The sequence below is a fragment of the Acinetobacter sp. SA01 genome (assembly GCF_011319235.1).
GTDB lineage: Bacteria > Pseudomonadota > Gammaproteobacteria > Pseudomonadales > Moraxellaceae > Acinetobacter.
Genome location: NZ_WXXM01000002.1, coordinates 21,992 through 39,713, shown reverse-complemented (window position 1 = coordinate 39,713; position 17,722 = coordinate 21,992). Strand labels below are relative to the sequence as shown.

Genomic DNA, 17,722 nt, shown 5'->3' with positions numbered 1-17,722 from the left:
ATTTCAGCGGTCATGTTTATTCAGGTATTTCGACTGGGGATAATCCCCACTCGCTCAACTTTATATTCCAATGCTCAATGGCAACATAATCATCCAATGTAGGCATTGCAGATTCATAAAGTTTGTCGAGTGCATCTAACTGTTTTTGAGTACAGAATTCTGCAAATACTCTTGCTTGAAATGCTGCAAAATCTTCTTCAGTCCATGCAGATGAATGACATCCTAGATATCTATTTCCATTTGCATCGACAAGTTGAACTGATAAATTGTTTGGGCCTTTACCTAGAGTGTTGGCAACCTGATTGACTAAGGCAGCATCTGCTTCGGTTGCAATGTGAATCACGTTCATAGAGTCACTCCAATGTATTTAGCAAATTCTTTTTCAATCTTTGCGGTTGTCGCAGCATCGAGTAATTTTCCGATGACTAATAGGGCATAGATTTGTCCGTTGAATGGGAGCGAAGTTCCGCCGCGCCTACCGATGTATAGCGGGTAGTTTCCGTAGTTCCCCGTGCCTTGTGATAAAGAATTGCTATTTTTAAATACGCCATTACGTCTTATTACTGATAATGGTGCAGCTATGTTCGCATAACCAGTAACAACCACACTCACAGGGGCAAAAACAGAAGTGTCAGTAGCTGCTGCAAAAAAGGTTCCTTTTGAATTAAATGTAATTGATCCATTTCCAGACGTGGCTGGCGCACCAAGATAAAAGGAACCATAGTTTGACCCTAAATCAGCAGAGAACTCACATAACATACCAATTGCAGCATCACTCAACTTCCTCACAGCAGCAATAACAGTCACTTTATCTGTGTTTGTAAAGTTGATTGAAGGCGTAACATAACCATCATCTATGCCATCAAACTTCAGTGATTTGTAACCACTTGGGTCAGTGATTAATGATGCACGACTGGTAGCATTTGCTTGTGTTGCATGATTATTCCGCCCCGATAAATCTTTGATACTGGAAAGATCAGAAACAGATACAGCATCTTGAGGGTTTAAGTAGAGGCCTTGCGTGCCATCACTAAATAAAGATTTGATAAGTTGGGTTAGGTTTTGCTGACCACCAATAACGGTACAGCCAGGTGTCCAGATTCCTGCACCGCCAATGACGGTGCTTAGCGGTGTTTTGATCATGGTTATTCCTTATGCGATAGATACAGCGACTTTGATTGGTTCTTCGATATTGCTCCAAGCCCAGATAATAAACGGGCTTGCAATAAATACTTCTTTTGATGTGTGAGCGCCAGCCGTGATGTCTGGTGATGTTGCAGAATGAGCAAAGCTGAATTCACGACTTGATTTGCTTTGAATGAATGCTGATTCCGATCCGGTTGTAATTTGTACCGGCGTTTTTGTCAGTGTAATAATTTGAGTTGGCATCATTCACTCCCATCCGATTCAATCACCAGATTTAACAAAACCGCTTTGCTGTCGCGCGCACCAAACGGAACATTTCGCTCAGTGAGCAATACTTTCAAATCATCAGCAGATGTATCTTCAAGCTCTTTAATGCGCAGCTTTTTACTCAGTTCCGCATTTTCCTGCTCAAGCTCAGCCACTTTTAAAGCTAAAGCATCGAATTGCTCGACTGGAACCAGTGCAGCAGAGTCAATTGAATGTGCTTCACCGGTGTATTGGTTTTCGCCTTGCTCCGGAAGATCATAAAAACCAATCCAACCTTGTTCGCGAAGTTCATCTTCATGCGCTTCATGCTGTGCGATTTCGTATGTGTATTTCGCTTGACTGCCCTTGTAGAGCATCTTTGGGTATTGCATGTTTCAATCCTTAAGATAAATAAAAAAGCGGAGCCGAAGCCCCGCCTATTTAACTTATGAAGTCACTTGTGGAATACGAACCGCATGCAGACCACGAACCACTTGGAAGGCATAAAGCACATCAATACGAGTGCGCTCAAGGTCATTATTACCATCACCGAACGTCATTACGCGAACCGAAATACCAGATGGCAGGCGAGCTGTGTAGCCTTCACACGAAGCAATCACTGGTAATGGTGCGAATGCTGCCGTGAATGCGTCTTTGTGGAATGCAAGGTTTTGCACGCCAGCCACAGAAACCGAAGTAACTGCTGCAGTATTTGCAGGGCCAGCAGAAACAGTTTTGTTTGGTGCAGTTGTGTTGATTGATGGGTAAATCTTCACATCAGTTGCAGTTGTTGCCACTGTTACAGTTTCAGTCACAACGAATTGTTGTAACACGCCAGTGTCTTGACCAGTCAATGGATGCACTGCATTTACACCAGCAATTGTGATGATTTCACCTTTAACCAATGTGCCCGCAGTACCAGCCGACATTTTAATGGTGTCACCAGTTTGTGATGCTGCTGCAACCGTTACTGTAACCGCTGTACCTTTGGTGTGAGTCGGGATTGACTGGTGTTCATACAAGTCTTGACCAAACGCAGTTGCTACATAGCCATCAAGGTATGCTTTGCTAGATGCTTGAGTCGGGTTATACAAGCGAGAGATTTCACCAGATAACGCCACGTTTGCTGTGCTTGTGATTAAAGTTGAACGGTCACCTGCTGGAGCTAAGTATTGGTTCATCTTGGCACGAGCTAGAGCCAATGCATTTGATGGGTTAGTACCTGCTGTGTTCATTGATACAGTGTTTGGAACACCTAGAACGGCTTTAGAGATCAAGTCAGCTTCAACCACAGACGCAAGGGTGCGCATTTGCGGCATCAAGATACGCTCTTTGAAGTCTGAGATGTCGAGCATCTTCTCTTTGGTGCCAAACTGCAAAGCGATGTGCTTTTGCGTATCCAGCGATAAGTTTACAGACTCTTCGATTACATCAGCAGCAGAGCCACCAGCAGCAAACTGAGCACCATCAAATACTTTACCGGCAGTCGGAATTTTAATTTTTACAGTGTCGCCTTTTTTGAAGCCTGACACATCAGTGCCAAACTCATCTTGACGGCCTTTGTTGATATTTGCTGTGAACGGTGCAAGCTCTTCGAGCATCTTTGCAGCTTCACGAGCGATCATTTGGTGTGTTAAAACTTGATTAGCCATAAATTATTTACCTTTTCTTAATTTAATTTCGTTCTGATACCATTCGTCATCGCTCATTGCTGCTGGGTTGCGTGTCGCAGCTGCATTCGCTTTAACTGGGTTGATTGGTGGTGGAGCTTTGCTAACTTTTGGAGCGGTGGTAGTTTTGGTGAATGAATCAACTTTTTCACTTAAAAGGCGGGCTGCCTTAAGTTTTGAAGATGATGAAACCAACTCGTGGAAATCTTCATCTTTGGCTAATTCATATAGCAGTCGCGTTTGAGTCTTTGCGTCATATCCAAATTCATCCGCAAGCTCATCAAGAGTTATCGGCATAGGCAGATCACGAGCAAGACCTGTTTGAACAACTGTATCGAAATCAGATAGTTCGGTTGCTGCTTCAACTAAAGCAGATTCAAACTCTGCTCGTCTTTGCGTTAGGGTTTGCTGTGATTTATCCTGCTGAATTTTTTCTAAAACACGCTCTTCGGCCTGCTTAACGTAATATTCTTGCTGGGCCTGCTGGAACTCCGAATAGTCTTCAAAATCCTCGATCTTCGGAGCTGCGGTAGTTTTTGGTGCGCTTTGCTTGGCCTTGATTTCATCAAGCTCGCGCTTCAGCTCAGCACGTTCACGCGCCAATTGCTGAATGCGCTCCTGTGCTCGATTACGCTTCTTCTCACCTTCCTGTTCAGCTTGCTGCTTGGCTTTTTCCTCATCTGATAATTCAGTATTGGGTTCATCACCATTAGGTTGCTGACTAGAATCGACCTCGGTTTGTCCTGTTTCGACTTCTGCGGCTGTGTTTTGCGTAGCGCCTGTGTCTACGGTGTCGTCAGTTTCAAACGTCATTTTGTTGCTCCATATTTGGCAATAAATCGCCACCATTTTTGATCAATGCGCTTTCCCCAGTCTGATCAGGATTGGGAGCGAATTTAGGTTGAGCGCTTTCTTCAGGCATTAAAAAACCCTGCTCGGTGGCAGGGCTTTCAATTCCTTGTTGCGTCATGTCTGGTGGTGGCTCGGTCCATTCAGACTGCGAATATTCGTTATCATCTTCCGGATCATAAGCTTCAGATGGTGCGTATTCTTCAACATCTTCACCTTGTTGAGTCCAGTCTTGAGGAATATTAGATAGATCAACTTGCTGTTTAAGCAACTCAACAATGCCGCGCAACTCCTCAACATCAGATCGACCAGCATTATTGATCTGAGCAACCTTGATGGCTTGCTCAGCATTCAAAATAGCCTTCTGAATATCAATTTCACGGTCAGCCTTCTTGTCGTTCAACTCAGCCTGTGCTGCTTGAAGATCCTGTGTGAGTTTTTGAATCACCTGATCCATTTGCGTCACTTGCGCTTTGACATGCGGTGGCAATTGCTCACCATTGTCATCAAGCAGTGATGGGTCCATACGTTTCTTCACTCGATCCGCAATTGCTTTTGCATTCACCAGTGGAGAATCTTTCAGGATTAAATCACCAGCGATCTGCGCCAACTCTGGATTGAATTGAAGCAATTGAAGCATGATCTGGAATGATTGCTCACGCTGCGTATTGAACGACGGCCCAGTGTCCATACGAACATCATATCGACCTGTGGTTAAATCATTCAGCAGTTTACCTTCAGCTTTCTCAAATTCACCCGGTTCACGTGGTTGAGCATTCAGCTTCACAAGCTCATCTTCACCATCGTTACCCACAATACGACGGGTCATTTCTGTGTCGTAAAGTAGCGGATACAAACCAACCAAAACACGCCCAGCATGTCGCAGGGATTTGTTTAAGTTGTCTTGGAAGTGGAAATGCGCTGTATCAGCCTGGCGCTGCAACAAACCGATTGCACGACCGGATTGATTGGCGACATTCTCACCCATCTGCGGTGCATGCATATTCAATGTGTCAGCAATCAATTGCTGTGATGTTGCTGCCGCATTTAGAATGCCTGTTGGTGGTTGAGCTGCACCTAATTTAAATGGTGCTGGTCGTTGATTGTTATTTTCATCTAAAAAGTTGTAGTAAACCGCAGCATATTTACCTGGGGTTTCCCATTGGTCCTCAAAACCTACAACACCTTGAGCATCAACAACAGTAATGTCATCCTGATTCTTTTGCAGAATGTGTGCTTCGGTAGACTTCCAGTAGTTGAATAGCCGCTGTGCATCTTTTGCAAAGTGAATCAATGAAAATACATGTCGCTCCTCACCAATCCAGGTGACTTCACCATAAACCGGAATGATTGGAATGTATTTACCCGGGAAAACACCTGTTTCAAGCACACGGCTTCCGGTTAATTTTGCCCATTTAACTTCAGTTCGATGTGTTGTGCGTGACTGTTGAATGAAATCATCCAGCACATCACCAAACTGGTCAGTTAATTCAGACCTAAATCCCGTGGTGCCATCAGAAAGCAATAAAAGTTCATCTTTGACCTGCTCAATATAGAAGTATTCAGCAAGCAATACAGAGTCTTTGGTTTTATCATTCCAGTCCGTGTCTGAATCATTATCAAAGTCAGTGGCATCTTTACCATACTGCGACTCAACAACCGATTTTTTAACCCATTCCTGTACCAAGCATTGTGTCATATCTGAACCATCAAGACGACGACTCATAGGATCAATCAATACGGCTTGTGGATTCTCTACTGGTAGGAATTTTGGCTCCTGGTTAAATGAATCCTCACCCACATAATCTGTAGCCAAGCGCAAGAATCCTAATCCACCAAAGACGGCATTTTCAGCAGCTTGATCGTATGTATCCTCTGCATTGGTTGCTTCCTCGGTGTCCTTGATTAGACCACCGAGAATCTTTGCCACTTCCAGATCAGCATCACTATCAACCGGCACTACCTGAATTTGTGGTCGGTTCTGACGCATTGAGTTGATTTGCTGGCGTACAAAGGTTCGGGCAAGGTTAATTTCAAGTGTTGGCTTACCTTCAGCGTCTCGCTTTGCTTTAGCTTTACTATCCCACTGAGCGCCCTCAATCGTCACGAACTCTTTGTCTTCAGTAGCACGTGTATAGGTATCATGCCAATAAGCCTGTGCTTCTTTCTTGAAAGCTTTCGCATCAGCTAAGATTTTTTCATGCTGTTTTTTTTCATCTGTTGCCATGTTTTATCCTTGCCAACTGCTTGCTGATTTTGTGAGTGGTTTTGGTGGTGCTTTTGGTGCCTGCATCTTATTAATATTGAGAGCGCCCTCGCCAAATGCATCCGAGCTATGCGAAGCCCAGTCATGCACTGGTGTTGCCTTAAATTGCTCTAATTTGTCGTTAAATTCACGACGATAGTTTTGCAACGCTCGAATACCATGCTTGCACTTCTCAGCATCAAACCAGCAGTTTTTCAAGAATTGCCGTGTTGCTTCGATACGATCTTCAACACCAAGTCTTGCACCCTTAGTCATGCGATAACCAAGTGTTGCCATGGTTTGCTCACGACTCACACCACTTGATAAGTCACGTGCCGCAATATCATGCGGTGCAAAGTGCTTCTCATAGCGGTATCCAAACTGCTGTGCTTTCTCGTCAAGAATACGAGCGTAATGGGCCAATGGTTCGTTATTTGCCTCATAATGATCAATGACACGAACCTCTTTTCCATAAATCTGGTAAAACCAAATTGCTGTAGGGTCGAGAATCCCTAAATCCCATGATGTGTAAACTGGTAAATTTGGATCATGTGGAACCCTACAAATACGGTTTTCACGTTTGATCTGCTCAAACTCAGCTTTATAGATTGCACCATCTGCAATTTCTTTTGGTTTGCCCAGCCAAATATGCTCATACTGATCATAATCATCAACTTTCATTTGCTCAGCCAATGCAATCAACTCAGCCGGACATTCTTTGTTATCTGTGTAGTTGATCTGAACAACTATTGTATCTGGTCGATTAGTCAATACGTACTCAGAATAAACTGCATCACTTGGAAGTTTTGGGTTCATCGACATGATGACCATAGGATTTGATGTGCGAACTACCGTAGGAATTAAAATGGACAATGAAAAAGAACTGACTGTTTGAGCTTCTTCAATCCATGTGATTGTTGCACCCTCGAAAGATTTAACTGATTCAACCGTGTGACTCAGTAAGCCAGCAAAGGAAAACTCTGTGCCATTAATTCCGCGAATCTCGGTATCCAATATTTCATAAAACCGACCAAGTCCTAGTGCTGCGATACGATCTGATAATAATTTATGCACCGATTGCTTAATTGACTTTTGAACTTCACGACAACATAAAATACGGTGCTTTTTCTTTGCACCTTCAATTAGCAAAAAGTCTGCAATCTCCCATGATTTACCACCACCACGACCACCATGGTACACATAGAATAATTTGTTGTTTTGTAGATGGGTGTAAAGTGGCTTGAACTTACTCGGTACTCGTTTCTCCTTCATTTTCGAATACCACCTTTAAACTTAAATCTATTGGGCCACCATCTTTACCGGTATGCTCAACCTTTTCTTTAAACAACCCTAAATGCTTACCTAGCAACTCAAGACCTTTTAATGCACCTGCTTCCTTAAACTCGAATAAGCAAGCCAAGTTACCTTCGGGGCCTTCAACTAGAAGTGGTGAGCCATCTCTCGCTTGAACTGCTTCTTGCTGCATGCACCGCTCAATAACTTTTTGAATATTGCTTAGTACATAGTCCTGAGTGATTTCGGTACGCTCGGTACGCTTGTTTTGTGCTTCTTGAATAGCTTTTTGAATGTCAGGTTTAGTCAGGTTTTCATGTCCTACAGACTTTGCCGTCTTCTCACTGTATCCCGCACGAATAGCCGCTTGCGTTGCATTTAGGTCTATCAGATATTCTTCGACAAACCTTTGCTGTTTAGGCGTTAGGTTCGCCATATCTTTACTCCATTTTTAAATACATCAAATCATCCGGCATTGTTAAATGCACACCCAACTTCACAGATGCAAACGCAACTATGTAGTCGCAAAACTCTGAAAACTGCTTCTTATTTGCCTTGCTAGATTTCACATGGTCCTGAATAAACATTCTGACCACACGATTGTATTTAACTGTATGAATGAGCTTCTCTTGACCATCGAGCAATCGCAACACATCTCGATAACCAATTACAGCCTCAAACGCTTCTAGTGCATCTGGATTGTCCCGGATATAGATTTTTGCCAGAAACTTTTTCTTCATTTCATATTTGATCTTTTCAGGCTCATCACCTGTGAATTTAGCCATTTGACCAAACCACATATGAAGCAATCTATTCTGTGCCTTGCTTCGATCTTCTTGTTTCTGATCTATGCGAACAACTAAAGGCTTGCCATCACTCAAAGCATCTGCATGATGTCTGTGCATATACGCAATAGCACGTCCTACTTCTTCAAATGATTTAATGATAAGCGTTATGGGTTCGAGTTTTGGAGTAGCGTTTTTCATTTATTACCCCAACAAAAAACCACCGCTTGGGTGGCTTGATTCAATCTACATCATGATTCTACTTTTCAACTCTTTAAAAGCATCATCGAAAACCATATTCATGAGCTTTTCTTCTTTCTGCATTTTCCAGATGTAATCAGTCGAGAATCTAATGAAACATGAATAATTATCTTTCTTCGCTCTAATTTCCACCTCTCTAGGCATTTCTTTATTCAAATATTCTGCAAGCACAGAATACTGAATGTCACCATCCATTGCACCATAAAGCAAACTAAATGCACTTCCGTCTTCTTCTTTTCGCTTGAAGTCATATTTATTCGACAAGAATATCTGCAAGTTATCCATGACTTTCGCCTGTGTTTATTTGAATCAATAATATCAAAAAACATCATCCTGATCTTTAAGATTTAACATCAACTCAGTCTTAACCAACCACTTCTCAAACATGGCTTCACTTTCTGCTCGATTGCCCAATTCAAAACGATCAAATGCAGCATGGCAGGTTGCACATAAGGGAATTACAAAGGCATCACTAGCCTTGATTCCCCTGCCTTTACCATACTTTGCTGAATTACTGTGAGCCGCTTGACTGTTTGGATTGCCACATCGTACGCATGGCAGCTTTCTGATTGCTGCCAATCTCTTTGAATCACGCATACAACGCTTCACGCAAATTCTTAATACGCTCTTTCAACTTAATCATAATGCCATCAATTGCCAGTAACTCATTTCGAGTCAATCCGGCCCGGCTAAGATTCTGATACTTAGACAGCTCAGCACTGCAAAATTCTAAGTCTTGTTTCGCTTGCACTTTGTCTGTCATAGACACCACCAATAAGAAAAGAAAAACCCCGCCAAGTTTGTTATCTCAGCAGGGCTTTGTATGCCGTAATACGTGCGGCAAATGCCACCGAAGTGACAAGGGTTAGGAATCTTGTGCTGTTCGTCGGTAGATTAAAAATATCTGAAGATATAGCTTGACTATGCGGACAAATGTCTACATAATACATACATAGACAGGAGATAAGCTCCAGTCAAATAACCACGAGGTGGATCAAAATGAACAAATCAGAAATTTTCAAAGCAGCTCACAAACTAGCTAAATCAGTAATTAAATCAGGCGACAACTACCGAGTTACTTTCGGTGCAGCAATCAAAGCAATCCTTGAGGGCCTTGTTATGACTACTAAATCAATCGCAGATCAACTTATTGAAGCTGGTGCTAAAGTTTGGGAGAAAGGCAACATGAAACGTATCTACATTAACGATACAGTTGCTCAGATCGTTTTTAACGAAAACCTTCTGAAAGATTTTCCGCAAGTAAAAATCAATGTTGGTAAAGCAAAATTCTACTTTGACTTAGAGCACAACGTATTTACTGCCGATTCAGGCTCTATTCGCACAGCGATTAACAGCACCACGTTTGAACACGGTTTTAAATGCACTAAATAATCAAAAATGCCCTCGAAAGAGGGCAACCAAAGGACAAATGAAAATGAACTCAACTAAATTCAAATCAATCTGTGAAATGTTATTTGGTCGCTCTTGGCAAGCTCAAGTTGCTGATTATTTAATGATTAGCCGAAAAACCGTTTCATCTTGGATTGAACGTGGATCAATCCCTGCATGGGTCAAAAAAGAAATCAAACCTCTTGCTATCCGTCGAGCTAAAGAATCTCAATTTGCTCTTGAGTCGCTTGATATGAGCGAGGATGATTTTTATCACAATCAAGCAATCTTAAATGGCGAAGTCTTTCACTATGACGCTGATCGCTACAATCTTGAAGATATTAAACAGTTTATTGAGAATCAAAAATGGACTGTTCTTGATTCTGCTAAATATCAAATTCGTGAAAAATCGTCACTTGAAAGTGTCTTGCAATGGGCTGAAGACCGCATGTTGAGTGAAAACGACATTGCTAGTTATTTAGAGCGTAATGATGTAGCACTCGACGATATATGTGAAATTCAAAACATGCGTGGCGATGCGTGCTCTGATGTCTGCTCTGATATTGAAATTATCTATGAGCGTGTTAGTAAGTAAAAAAAGCCCTCGAAAGAGGGTTCACTTAACTTCCTTCAAACAATCTCGACATACCTTGATTTCTTCATCATCAACCGTGTAATCGATTTCGGTCGCACCATGCAGGCCAAATAAACACATTAAGAATCGGAGCATTACTTTTCTCCATGCAAAAAAAAGCCCAATCCAGTAGTAGTTGGATATGGGCCTATAAACTAATGACCTTGAAAGGTCACTGGGAAACTACAGCCGTTTCCAGTGGTGATTATACATACATATTTATTAAACTCTTGTTAAAAATTAATATAAGTTTCAAATAAATCAATATATTATTAAAACTTAATTAATAATTTATGTAATATTAAAAATCTAGATCAATGACCTGGCTTTTATTATATCTGGGTGGCGGTAATTAATCTCAAACCACTACGAATAAGAAAACCGCCATAGGGTGCCCCGATATTGCTTACACAGGCATTTCTCAGGGCATTAAAACCCGCCAGTTTGAGCATCGACTGGAATCCAGTCCAGCATCTCGGAATCCAAGATTCTAGGCTTGGCGGGGTAGTGTATTTTAAGGCTAACTGACTGTGTTAATGGGTCGCCAATCCAAAGTAATACTCACCTCTTGAAACTAGATGCTTGCCTGTTTTCGACCACATACAAGCGAATGTGTTTATAGGATGTCTAACCCTTTACGCACCCATGATGTGCTGACTCTATTAAATCAAGGCCAAGGGTTGAGGCAACAAAAAAGCCCACCATTTGGCGAGCTTTTTAACACTTGGTCTCGGATAACCGTAATACGACCAGTATAGTAAAACTATACCTTAGTTTCCGGAATAATGGAATCTCTATGCTTTCGTTTCTTTGTAAGTATTTTTACGATAGTTTTCAACTGCTTCACCAGCGTCTTTAATTGCCATCTCCAAAGCAATAACCATCATGTTTTCGTATTGCTTCCATGTCTTACGATAAGCCTCAACATCCATTTGCCATGAACGAATGCCTGCATAATACAAGCGACCTTGTGGAGTGAAATTATTCTCTAGTGCTGGGTCTAAAGCAAAATCAATCACCATTCTTGCAATAAGTAGAGATAAGTCTTCAATGTTAATTTTCTGAGGTTCACGACGGTTATCTAATTTAGCGTTTGTGGCCATGATTAGAGCTAAATGTGATTGAACGTATTTAAAGTCCATTTCAGACTTGTCGCCAAACACAATTATCGATGTAATCGACTTTTCAAATTGGCTGCCCATTAAAGCAATAGCACCCAAGCGATCTTCATAATTCAAAGGCTTCTCCCCAGTGCCACGCACATTTGGTTCAAAATTTGGCGACTTAGCAGAGATGCCATGAGTCAACCATTCAAATTGTTCAAACTTTTCCGCTGCTGCATTCATCCCATTACCCTCAAACTTCTTTAATATCGATATCGTGTACTGTTTTCATCAAGTGTTTCTTGTTGCGATAACTCGGTAAATTTCTTGTTCCCGCCGACTTCACATCCTCAACAATCAGCTTCCCATTGCTCAGGTATGTGAAATCTGCAAAATATCTAAGTGCTGGTTTGGCTCGTTTCTCCCCTTCAATTTTCACCTTAGGTGCCAACTCAAATTTGACCTGACACTTAAGCTCTGAAATTTCACCCCTCTGCATTAACGCTGTAAGCTCGATATAGCGGTTATACTCCTTGACGCTATCGAACTTCATTCCGTCCTTTTCAATGCGCTGTGCGTTAAATTTGTTGCGCCCTGCTTTAGGTTTAGCCTTGGACGCGTATTGTTTGTGATATTCAGCGAGTGAGATGCTGGTCATTGCACCACTCGCAATTTCGATTAGTTAGATACACATCCCATTTAGTAAAATTCTTAGGACAATAATTCTTGTGTAGCGAACGTCGGTACTTGATTTGCGCACCATTGAACATTGCGAAAAACACAAACTTATTCATGCTCACCTCGCTTGTTGTGCAAACAGGTCATCCGCTCCATGTATTCCTGCACAGCCTTTTTTCTTTTCTCCTCAGCATCGCGCTCCCACTTCAAACGCAACCATGTGGCCAGTGGCAAAATACAGACCAAAGCAAGACTGAATAACCAAACAACAAACACAAAAATCACAAAACCAATTTTTTTGAATGCGCTTAAAAGTTCATCCCATGCATCCCAAAGATCGTAAAAACAATCTTTGAAAATCTTCTTGGTTCCATTTTTAAAGCCAGTCAATGTTTGAAGGTGCTTATTCATGCTTACCTCGCAAAACTTCCTCAATATCCTGAGCACAACCTAATCGCGCACCAATCACATACTTATCATCAAGTGGGCACATTTCTCTGGCTAGGGTTCGCCATTCTTTTGCTAATGCTGCACAATTATCAACCCGCTTTTGCAGTTCAGCATTAATCCTTTGCCACTCTTGGTTTGCTTGAGAAATTTGATTTATGGCTAATTCTTGCAATGATTTTTGGTGTTCTATTTCATCAACCTTAGCTTGCTGAACACACCACACGTTAAACATTTTGTTGTATTCAGCACATTTGGAATCAGCCAAACCAACATGGCAGTCATAACGATTTTTAGATTCAGACCATTCAATCCAATGTGCGGGTATTGGAAAAGATTTTTCAAAATTCTGTCTTAACTCACTCATCGCTCAATCACCTTTGTCAAAGGGCTAATGTGGTTACGGATGTCTGATACATAGTCCGTGCGGTTGTGGTCGGCAATTGCGGCACGGAGGTCGGAGATTGATTTCAATTCAGGCATCAGGAAATAAACTTCATCCCAAACATCGGAAACATCATCCCAGTAAATGATATTGTTTGTTTTCTGGTAATAAACAATCTCACAATCTTCATTACTGTAATGCGTAGCTCCAACAGGCGCCCCATCCACAATCGCCTGACACTTCTCCAACCCCAATTCTTCGATTAAGTTCATGCCCATACCATGCACTCCTCACATTTGCATCCGCTTTTAAACTTCGTGATAGTTCCGTGTTGAGCCAGTTTTAGAATTTCTTTCTTCACCTCAACTGGCGACGCCTTCCGAGCTGGCTTTTCAATTACCGCGCATGGCACCACTAATTCGACTGGCTTCCTATTAGCTATTTTTTTCAACACTGCTGCTTTCAATGGATGGTCCGTGTTGTTATCAAAACTCGCCAGAACTTCTCTTACTGTCAGCGGCTCGTAATGCGGTCTACCTAAGGCTTCAGCAATTTCAATCAATGCTGACCTGATGCGGTCTTTCATGCTTCTTCTCTCCAAAACCCTTTAATTGGCTCGCCCGCAACAATCATTCCGTATGCTTTTCTAGTTGCGATTACATATCTTTCTTTACGCTCTAAATAACCTTGATCAATCAGTGCCTTAATGTACCTCTGAGCAGTTCTTTTGCTTACTTGTAAGTTCTTGGAAACTTTATGGGTTGTTACTCTCTCATAGCGAGCAACCGAAATAACACTCAGCATATTGTCGAAAATATCGGAAATTCCCTGACTCACACCCCACCCCCTAAGCCTTGTTCTTCATCACTACGAATCGAAGAAAAACGGCAGATATCCAAACGATCCACCACACGCACTACACCTTTTTTGCCATGACGGTTCTTGCCGATAATGATTTCAGTCACACCGCTAGGCATTTCGTCATCACTGTTTATGATTGGATGTACCAATAAAATCTGATCTGCATCCTGCTCGATCTGGCCTGATTCTTTTAAATCGCTCGGCTTTGGACGTTTACCCTTCTCAGACTCACGATTGAGCTGTGCCAGTGCGATTACAGGGCAATCAAACTCTTTGGCCATGGCTTTGAGGTCACGGCTGATTGAGCTGACTTCCTGATAACGGTCTTTCTTGGTTGGGTCACGTACAAGCTGCAAGTAATCAATAATGATGCAGCCCAATTTTTTGTAGTTGCGCTTGGCCTTGCGTGCATAAGAATGAATCTCTGCAATAGTTGGCTTCTGCTTATCTTCAATATGAATTGGCAGCTTGCTAAAACGCTCCTGGGCATAAGCGAAGTCTTTCATCATGCCGTCGTACAATTCAGCATTGTGAATGTTGTCATACGGAATATGAGTCAATGCAGAGATACAGCGGTTCGTGAATGTCTCCACATCCATCTCGGCAGATACCACCAGTACCGCTTCACGGAATTGCATAGCCGTCTGAATCGCCACCATTTGCGCCAGAGTCGATTTTCCTGATCCGGGTCTACCACCGATCACGCAGAAGTGTCCGCGCTGAATGGTGCCCACTACGTTATCCAGATGAGGCAGGTTGAACTTAACCCCTGTGTACTGCTTGCTTGCTTTGGCTTCTGCTTTCTGGATTAACTGCTCACCGGCACGCTTCAAAGCTTCTTCAAACGTAAAACTGGATTTCTCAGCCTTGTCGCTTGTGTTTGACCCACTCAGGATATTTTCAGCAGCGTTATGAATATCAGGGACGGTTAGGTCCTTCGCCTTCTCCTGAATGCTCTGGCCGATCTGTTCAACTTCACGGTGTGATTTAAACTTATTGAGTTCAGCAACGTATGATTCCAGGCTGTAGAACGAGCTTGGTGATTCAGTGAACATGCGCATCAAGTATTCAGTGCCACCGACCAATTCATGATGTTTTGTCTCAATCAGTTTCTGTTCAACAAACACCACGTCATACGGTTTGTTTTCGTTTGACAGGTCGGTGATGGCATTAAAAATTGCTTTGTGTCGTTCAGCGTAAAAACATCCTACATCCAGATCATTCATCACGGTTTCAAATGAATTTTGGACAGTCATCAATGCAACAAGAACACATTGCTCGATTGATAAATTGTGAATATTCGACATCACCAGTCCCCCATGTCAGATTGATAGTTTTTAGGGATTACCGGTTGAACATTTGCAGATGCAGCCTGCTGCATGAGTTTTTCAACGAGTTTGTTGTCGCGCTTAATCCACTTCACGAAGTTTGAATACATCTGGGTATCGGTTACTGCACCAGTGCGGATTTTGTTTTCGTAGTGAGGATTGACTTCAAGGAGTAATTCATCGACTTGGGTTTGATTGATTTTCGGTAAGCCTGATCTTTGCATCCATGAATTGAGTTGGTGTAAATCTGGTTTCCAGATATTCAAAACTTCGTCGACAGGGTTTTCTTGATCACTTTCTTTTAAGTTTATTTTCTTTTCTTTTACAGAGTGACATTTGATGTTACTAGTTCCAGTATCATTTGATGTTACTAGTCTAGGTGCATTTAATGTAACTACTTTTGATGCACTAGTATCATTTGATGTTACTAGTTCAGCTGGCAATCTTTCTTCAAAAGTGACCTCATAGGTTGTCGCCTTACCCAGAGTTTTTGTGATTTTTACAAGGTTAAATCTTGCTAAATCCGACATAGCTTTACGAACAGTTCGCTTGTCTTTAAAGCCTGTTAATTTCAAAATTAGAGATTCACCAATTGATTTATTTTCTTCACGAAATCCCTTGATGTGCCTATTTAGCAAAACAAGGCATTTGATAGCTTCACCACTTAAAGCAGCCAAATATCCTTCATCACAAACAAAATTAGGCAATGGTGTGTAACCATCTTCTTTTTTGGACATGGCTTTATGCTCATTCCTTTTTGCTGTGCTTGGATGAATGTCAACATTATCCAAAAGTTGAATTTTTAATGCGCTCATCAAACACCCTCCATCACAAAAGCACACAGCGCAGCCTTAGCTCTAGCGAGTGCCATTGAGTTTTCAAGTGTTCGATTTAGCGCGTAATTTTCAGCGGCTTTTTGAAGCAAACTTATCTTCCGATTCAGTTCAATTTCTGCTAAAATTTGATGATTCATAATGGGTTCCATATTTGTGAATAACGACCGCTTCTCTGTTCGCTCAGGAAGCGGTTTTTTATTTAAATAAGATCCGCATATAGTCGGGCGAGTTAAAACAATTCTTCAAAAGCTCTCTTGTCGCTTCCGCTGTCTCAACAGAACAATAAACATCGTCAGCATTAACGATCTTCAATCCAACCAAATGCAACAACTCGCAAAACATTTCAATTTCCGTTAAACCATTGGTTTTTCTTTCATTTTTCATTTTCGAAAGTGTTGTTGGATCAATACCAAGCTTTCCAGCAACATCACCATTGTTGGTGATTGCAAGACTCTGCAAGATCATTGCTCGTGCATTTCTAGCACTTGCAGACAATTCAATAGATACTTTGCTCATAGGTACTCCTAAGCACTCAATGCTTGTAAATCAGCTTTAAGTTTTCCTTTGCTTAGTACTTCAAAGGTTGCTTGTGTACGTGGTGGAATCCCGTTTTTTTTCCAGAAAAAAATAGTGCAGCGCGGTCTGTTTAGTTTTCTTGAAAGTTCCGCGTCGCTTTCCACTTTGTAGAAGGCTTTTAGGTCATTGATATTCACTTTATCTCTCTAAACTAATTGTTTATGTAAGTAAACTATATGTTTATGACAAAGTCAAGGTAGGAGTTTATTATTTTAAACAACTTATAGGACTGTAAACTTATGAATAGCACAACCGATAGAATTCTAAAAAGAATGGCTGAACTAGGCTTAAAGCATAAGGATTTAGTGAGTGCAACTGGTGCTAGTAAAGGAGCTGTATCTCACTGGTTGAGTGGCGTAAATACTCCATCTGGAGAGCGGTTACTTTCATTAGCTAAATTGTTAAAAGTTACCCCAGACTGGCTTTTAACCGGTGAAGGCTCTCAAGTTTCTGGTGGCTTCAATATGCAAGAATTTATGGATAAGCATAATTTGACTGGCAAAAGTGATGTTTCATTTGACGTGAATGAGGTATACAAGCCAACTGTTATTGATTATGAAACAGAGAATGGGTTTATTTGGATTGATGTCGTGGAAGCTAATTTTTCTTGTGGTGTTGGTGAGTCTATAGAATTTCATTTTGATGTTATTAATGGGAAGTTCCCTTTCCCTCCATCATTTTTTCAAAGAAAGCATGTTGATCCGAGCTGCATGAGGATCATTAAAGCTAAGGGTGATAGCATGACCGACTTTATTCATGATGGTGATATGGTTGGTATTGATATCTCTCAAACTGAAATTGTAGATGGTGAAATCTATGCTGTTTATTTTGAAGGTGAAGGAATGATTAAGCAGATATTTAAGGAGGAAGGTGGAAAACTTACCTTACATAGCCTTAATCCAAAATATAGAGATCGTGAAGTATCAGAACAAAATGGCCTAAATTTCAAAGTTATGGGTCGTCAATTTTGGCGAGCTGGATGAGAGTATA

Annotated in this window: 28 protein-coding genes; 3 read left to right on the top strand and 25 right to left on the bottom strand. The window is 41.6% G+C overall.

The features are described 5' to 3' along the window. Positions 1-16: 16 nt before the first annotated feature. From GTU69_RS03205 to GTU69_RS03145, 13 genes are read right to left on the bottom strand one after another with little or no spacing between them, the layout of a single operon-like run. Positions 17-349, bottom strand: coding sequence for a hypothetical protein (locus GTU69_RS03205; protein ID WP_166168029.1), 333 nt, complete (start codon positions 347-349; stop codon positions 17-19). Further along, positions 346-1,143, bottom strand: coding sequence for a LamG domain-containing protein (locus GTU69_RS03200; RefSeq protein ID WP_166168026.1), 798 nt, complete (start codon positions 1,141-1,143; stop codon positions 346-348). The genes GTU69_RS03205 and GTU69_RS03200 overlap by 4 nt, the downstream gene beginning before the upstream one ends. A gap of 9 nt (positions 1,144-1,152) precedes the next feature. Next, positions 1,153-1,389 carry a hypothetical protein gene (locus GTU69_RS03195; RefSeq protein WP_166168023.1) on the bottom strand — a complete coding sequence of 79 codons (237 nt, stop codon included), beginning with the start codon at positions 1,387-1,389 and terminating at the stop codon, positions 1,153-1,155. Then, on the bottom strand, positions 1,389-1,784 hold the full coding sequence (locus GTU69_RS03190) for a hypothetical protein (RefSeq protein ID WP_166168020.1): 396 nt from the start codon (positions 1,782-1,784) through the stop codon (positions 1,389-1,391). Before GTU69_RS03190 ends, GTU69_RS03195 begins: the two co-directional genes overlap by 1 nt. Positions 1,785-1,838: 54 nt before the next feature. After that, entirely contained in the window at positions 1,839-3,044 is a 1,206-nt protein-coding gene (locus GTU69_RS03185) for a P22 phage major capsid protein family protein (protein ID WP_166168018.1), read from the bottom strand. 3 nt (positions 3,045-3,047) lie between these two features. Beyond that, complete coding sequence (locus GTU69_RS03180; protein ID WP_166168015.1) at positions 3,048-3,875, bottom strand: hypothetical protein; 828 nt, start codon at positions 3,873-3,875, stop codon at positions 3,048-3,050. Beyond that, positions 3,865-6,138 (bottom strand): portal protein, encoded by a 2,274-nt coding sequence (locus GTU69_RS03175; protein ID WP_166168012.1) that lies wholly within the window; start codon positions 6,136-6,138, stop codon positions 3,865-3,867. The genes GTU69_RS03180 and GTU69_RS03175 overlap by 11 nt, the downstream gene beginning before the upstream one ends. A 3-nt stretch (positions 6,139-6,141) precedes the next feature. Next, positions 6,142-7,428, bottom strand: a complete 1,287-nt coding sequence (locus tag GTU69_RS03170) for a PBSX family phage terminase large subunit (protein ID WP_166168009.1) — start codon at positions 7,426-7,428, stop codon at positions 6,142-6,144. Beyond that, positions 7,403-7,885, bottom strand: a complete 483-nt coding sequence (locus tag GTU69_RS03165) for a terminase small subunit (RefSeq protein ID WP_166168006.1) — start codon at positions 7,883-7,885, stop codon at positions 7,403-7,405. The genes GTU69_RS03170 and GTU69_RS03165 overlap by 26 nt, the downstream gene beginning before the upstream one ends. Positions 7,886-7,889: 4 nt before the next feature. Continuing rightward, a complete protein-coding gene (locus GTU69_RS03160; protein ID WP_166168003.1) occupies positions 7,890-8,435 on the bottom strand; it encodes a hypothetical protein in 546 nt (181 codons plus the stop codon). Positions 8,436-8,480: 45 nt separating this feature from the next. Continuing rightward, the gene (locus GTU69_RS03155) at positions 8,481-8,780 is read right to left on the bottom strand and encodes a hypothetical protein (protein WP_166168000.1); all 300 of its coding nucleotides are present in this window, start codon (positions 8,778-8,780) and stop codon (positions 8,481-8,483) included. Between the two features lie 33 nt (positions 8,781-8,813). After that, positions 8,814-9,092 (bottom strand): DUF968 domain-containing protein, encoded by a 279-nt coding sequence (locus GTU69_RS03150; protein WP_166167997.1) that lies wholly within the window; start codon positions 9,090-9,092, stop codon positions 8,814-8,816. Further along, positions 9,085-9,258 (bottom strand): hypothetical protein, encoded by a 174-nt coding sequence (locus GTU69_RS03145; protein ID WP_166167994.1) that lies wholly within the window; start codon positions 9,256-9,258, stop codon positions 9,085-9,087. The genes GTU69_RS03150 and GTU69_RS03145 overlap by 8 nt, the downstream gene beginning before the upstream one ends. A gap of 236 nt (positions 9,259-9,494) precedes the next feature. Between GTU69_RS03145 and GTU69_RS03140 the strand changes: the two genes are divergently transcribed. After that, positions 9,495-9,887 (top strand): hypothetical protein, encoded by a 393-nt coding sequence (locus GTU69_RS03140; RefSeq protein WP_166167991.1) that lies wholly within the window; start codon positions 9,495-9,497, stop codon positions 9,885-9,887. A 43-nt stretch (positions 9,888-9,930) separates the two neighbouring features. Then, positions 9,931-10,479 (top strand): bacteriophage CI repressor, encoded by a 549-nt coding sequence (locus GTU69_RS03135; RefSeq protein WP_166167988.1) that lies wholly within the window; start codon positions 9,931-9,933, stop codon positions 10,477-10,479. Between the two features lie 833 nt (positions 10,480-11,312). Here GTU69_RS03135 and GTU69_RS03130 read toward each other — a convergent pair. The 12 genes from GTU69_RS03130 to GTU69_RS03075 all read right to left on the bottom strand — a co-directional run bounded on the left by GTU69_RS03130 (position 11,313) and on the right by GTU69_RS03075 (position 16,869). Further along, positions 11,313-11,864, bottom strand: a complete 552-nt coding sequence (locus GTU69_RS03130) for a hypothetical protein (protein ID WP_166167985.1) — start codon at positions 11,862-11,864, stop codon at positions 11,313-11,315. A 10-nt stretch (positions 11,865-11,874) separates the two neighbouring features. Then, positions 11,875-12,279, bottom strand: a complete 405-nt coding sequence (locus GTU69_RS03125; RefSeq protein WP_166167982.1) for a DUF1064 domain-containing protein — start codon at positions 12,277-12,279, stop codon at positions 11,875-11,877. 128 nt (positions 12,280-12,407) lie between these two features. After that, positions 12,408-12,710, bottom strand: coding sequence for a hypothetical protein (locus GTU69_RS03120; RefSeq protein WP_166167979.1), 303 nt, complete (start codon positions 12,708-12,710; stop codon positions 12,408-12,410). Continuing rightward, on the bottom strand, positions 12,703-13,113 hold the full coding sequence (locus tag GTU69_RS03115; protein WP_166167976.1) for a hypothetical protein: 411 nt from the start codon (positions 13,111-13,113) through the stop codon (positions 12,703-12,705). The genes GTU69_RS03120 and GTU69_RS03115 overlap by 8 nt, the downstream gene beginning before the upstream one ends. Continuing rightward, on the bottom strand, positions 13,110-13,409 hold the full coding sequence (locus GTU69_RS03110; RefSeq protein WP_166167973.1) for a hypothetical protein: 300 nt from the start codon (positions 13,407-13,409) through the stop codon (positions 13,110-13,112). Before GTU69_RS03110 ends, GTU69_RS03115 begins: the two co-directional genes overlap by 4 nt. After that, positions 13,400-13,717 carry a hypothetical protein gene (locus GTU69_RS03105; RefSeq protein ID WP_166167971.1) on the bottom strand — a complete coding sequence of 106 codons (318 nt, stop codon included), beginning with the start codon at positions 13,715-13,717 and terminating at the stop codon, positions 13,400-13,402. The genes GTU69_RS03110 and GTU69_RS03105 overlap by 10 nt, the downstream gene beginning before the upstream one ends. Next, a complete protein-coding gene (locus GTU69_RS03100) occupies positions 13,714-13,968 on the bottom strand; it encodes an HTH domain-containing protein (RefSeq protein ID WP_166167968.1) in 255 nt (84 codons plus the stop codon). The genes GTU69_RS03105 and GTU69_RS03100 overlap by 4 nt, the downstream gene beginning before the upstream one ends. Further along, positions 13,965-15,299: a DnaB-like helicase C-terminal domain-containing protein gene (locus GTU69_RS03095; protein ID WP_166167965.1), complete on the bottom strand. Its 1,335-nt coding sequence runs from the start codon at positions 15,297-15,299 to the stop codon at positions 13,965-13,967. The genes GTU69_RS03100 and GTU69_RS03095 overlap by 4 nt, the downstream gene beginning before the upstream one ends. Beyond that, a complete protein-coding gene (locus tag GTU69_RS03090; protein ID WP_166167962.1) occupies positions 15,299-16,135 on the bottom strand; it encodes a replication protein in 837 nt (278 codons plus the stop codon). The genes GTU69_RS03095 and GTU69_RS03090 overlap by 1 nt, the downstream gene beginning before the upstream one ends. Beyond that, positions 16,135-16,293 (bottom strand): hypothetical protein, encoded by a 159-nt coding sequence (locus tag GTU69_RS03085; RefSeq protein WP_166167959.1) that lies wholly within the window; start codon positions 16,291-16,293, stop codon positions 16,135-16,137. Before GTU69_RS03085 ends, GTU69_RS03090 begins: the two co-directional genes overlap by 1 nt. 58 nt (positions 16,294-16,351) lie before the next feature. After that, positions 16,352-16,672, bottom strand: a complete 321-nt coding sequence (locus tag GTU69_RS03080) for an XRE family transcriptional regulator (protein WP_166167956.1) — start codon at positions 16,670-16,672, stop codon at positions 16,352-16,354. Between the two features lie 8 nt (positions 16,673-16,680). Beyond that, positions 16,681-16,869, bottom strand: a complete 189-nt coding sequence (locus GTU69_RS03075) for a hypothetical protein (protein WP_166167953.1) — start codon at positions 16,867-16,869, stop codon at positions 16,681-16,683. Positions 16,870-16,971: 102 nt separating this feature from the next. Here GTU69_RS03075 and GTU69_RS03070 point away from each other — a divergent pair, with 102 nt between their 5' ends. Beyond that, a complete protein-coding gene (locus GTU69_RS03070; RefSeq protein ID WP_166167950.1) occupies positions 16,972-17,715 on the top strand; it encodes a S24 family peptidase in 744 nt (247 codons plus the stop codon). Positions 17,716-17,722: the final 7 nt, after the last annotated feature.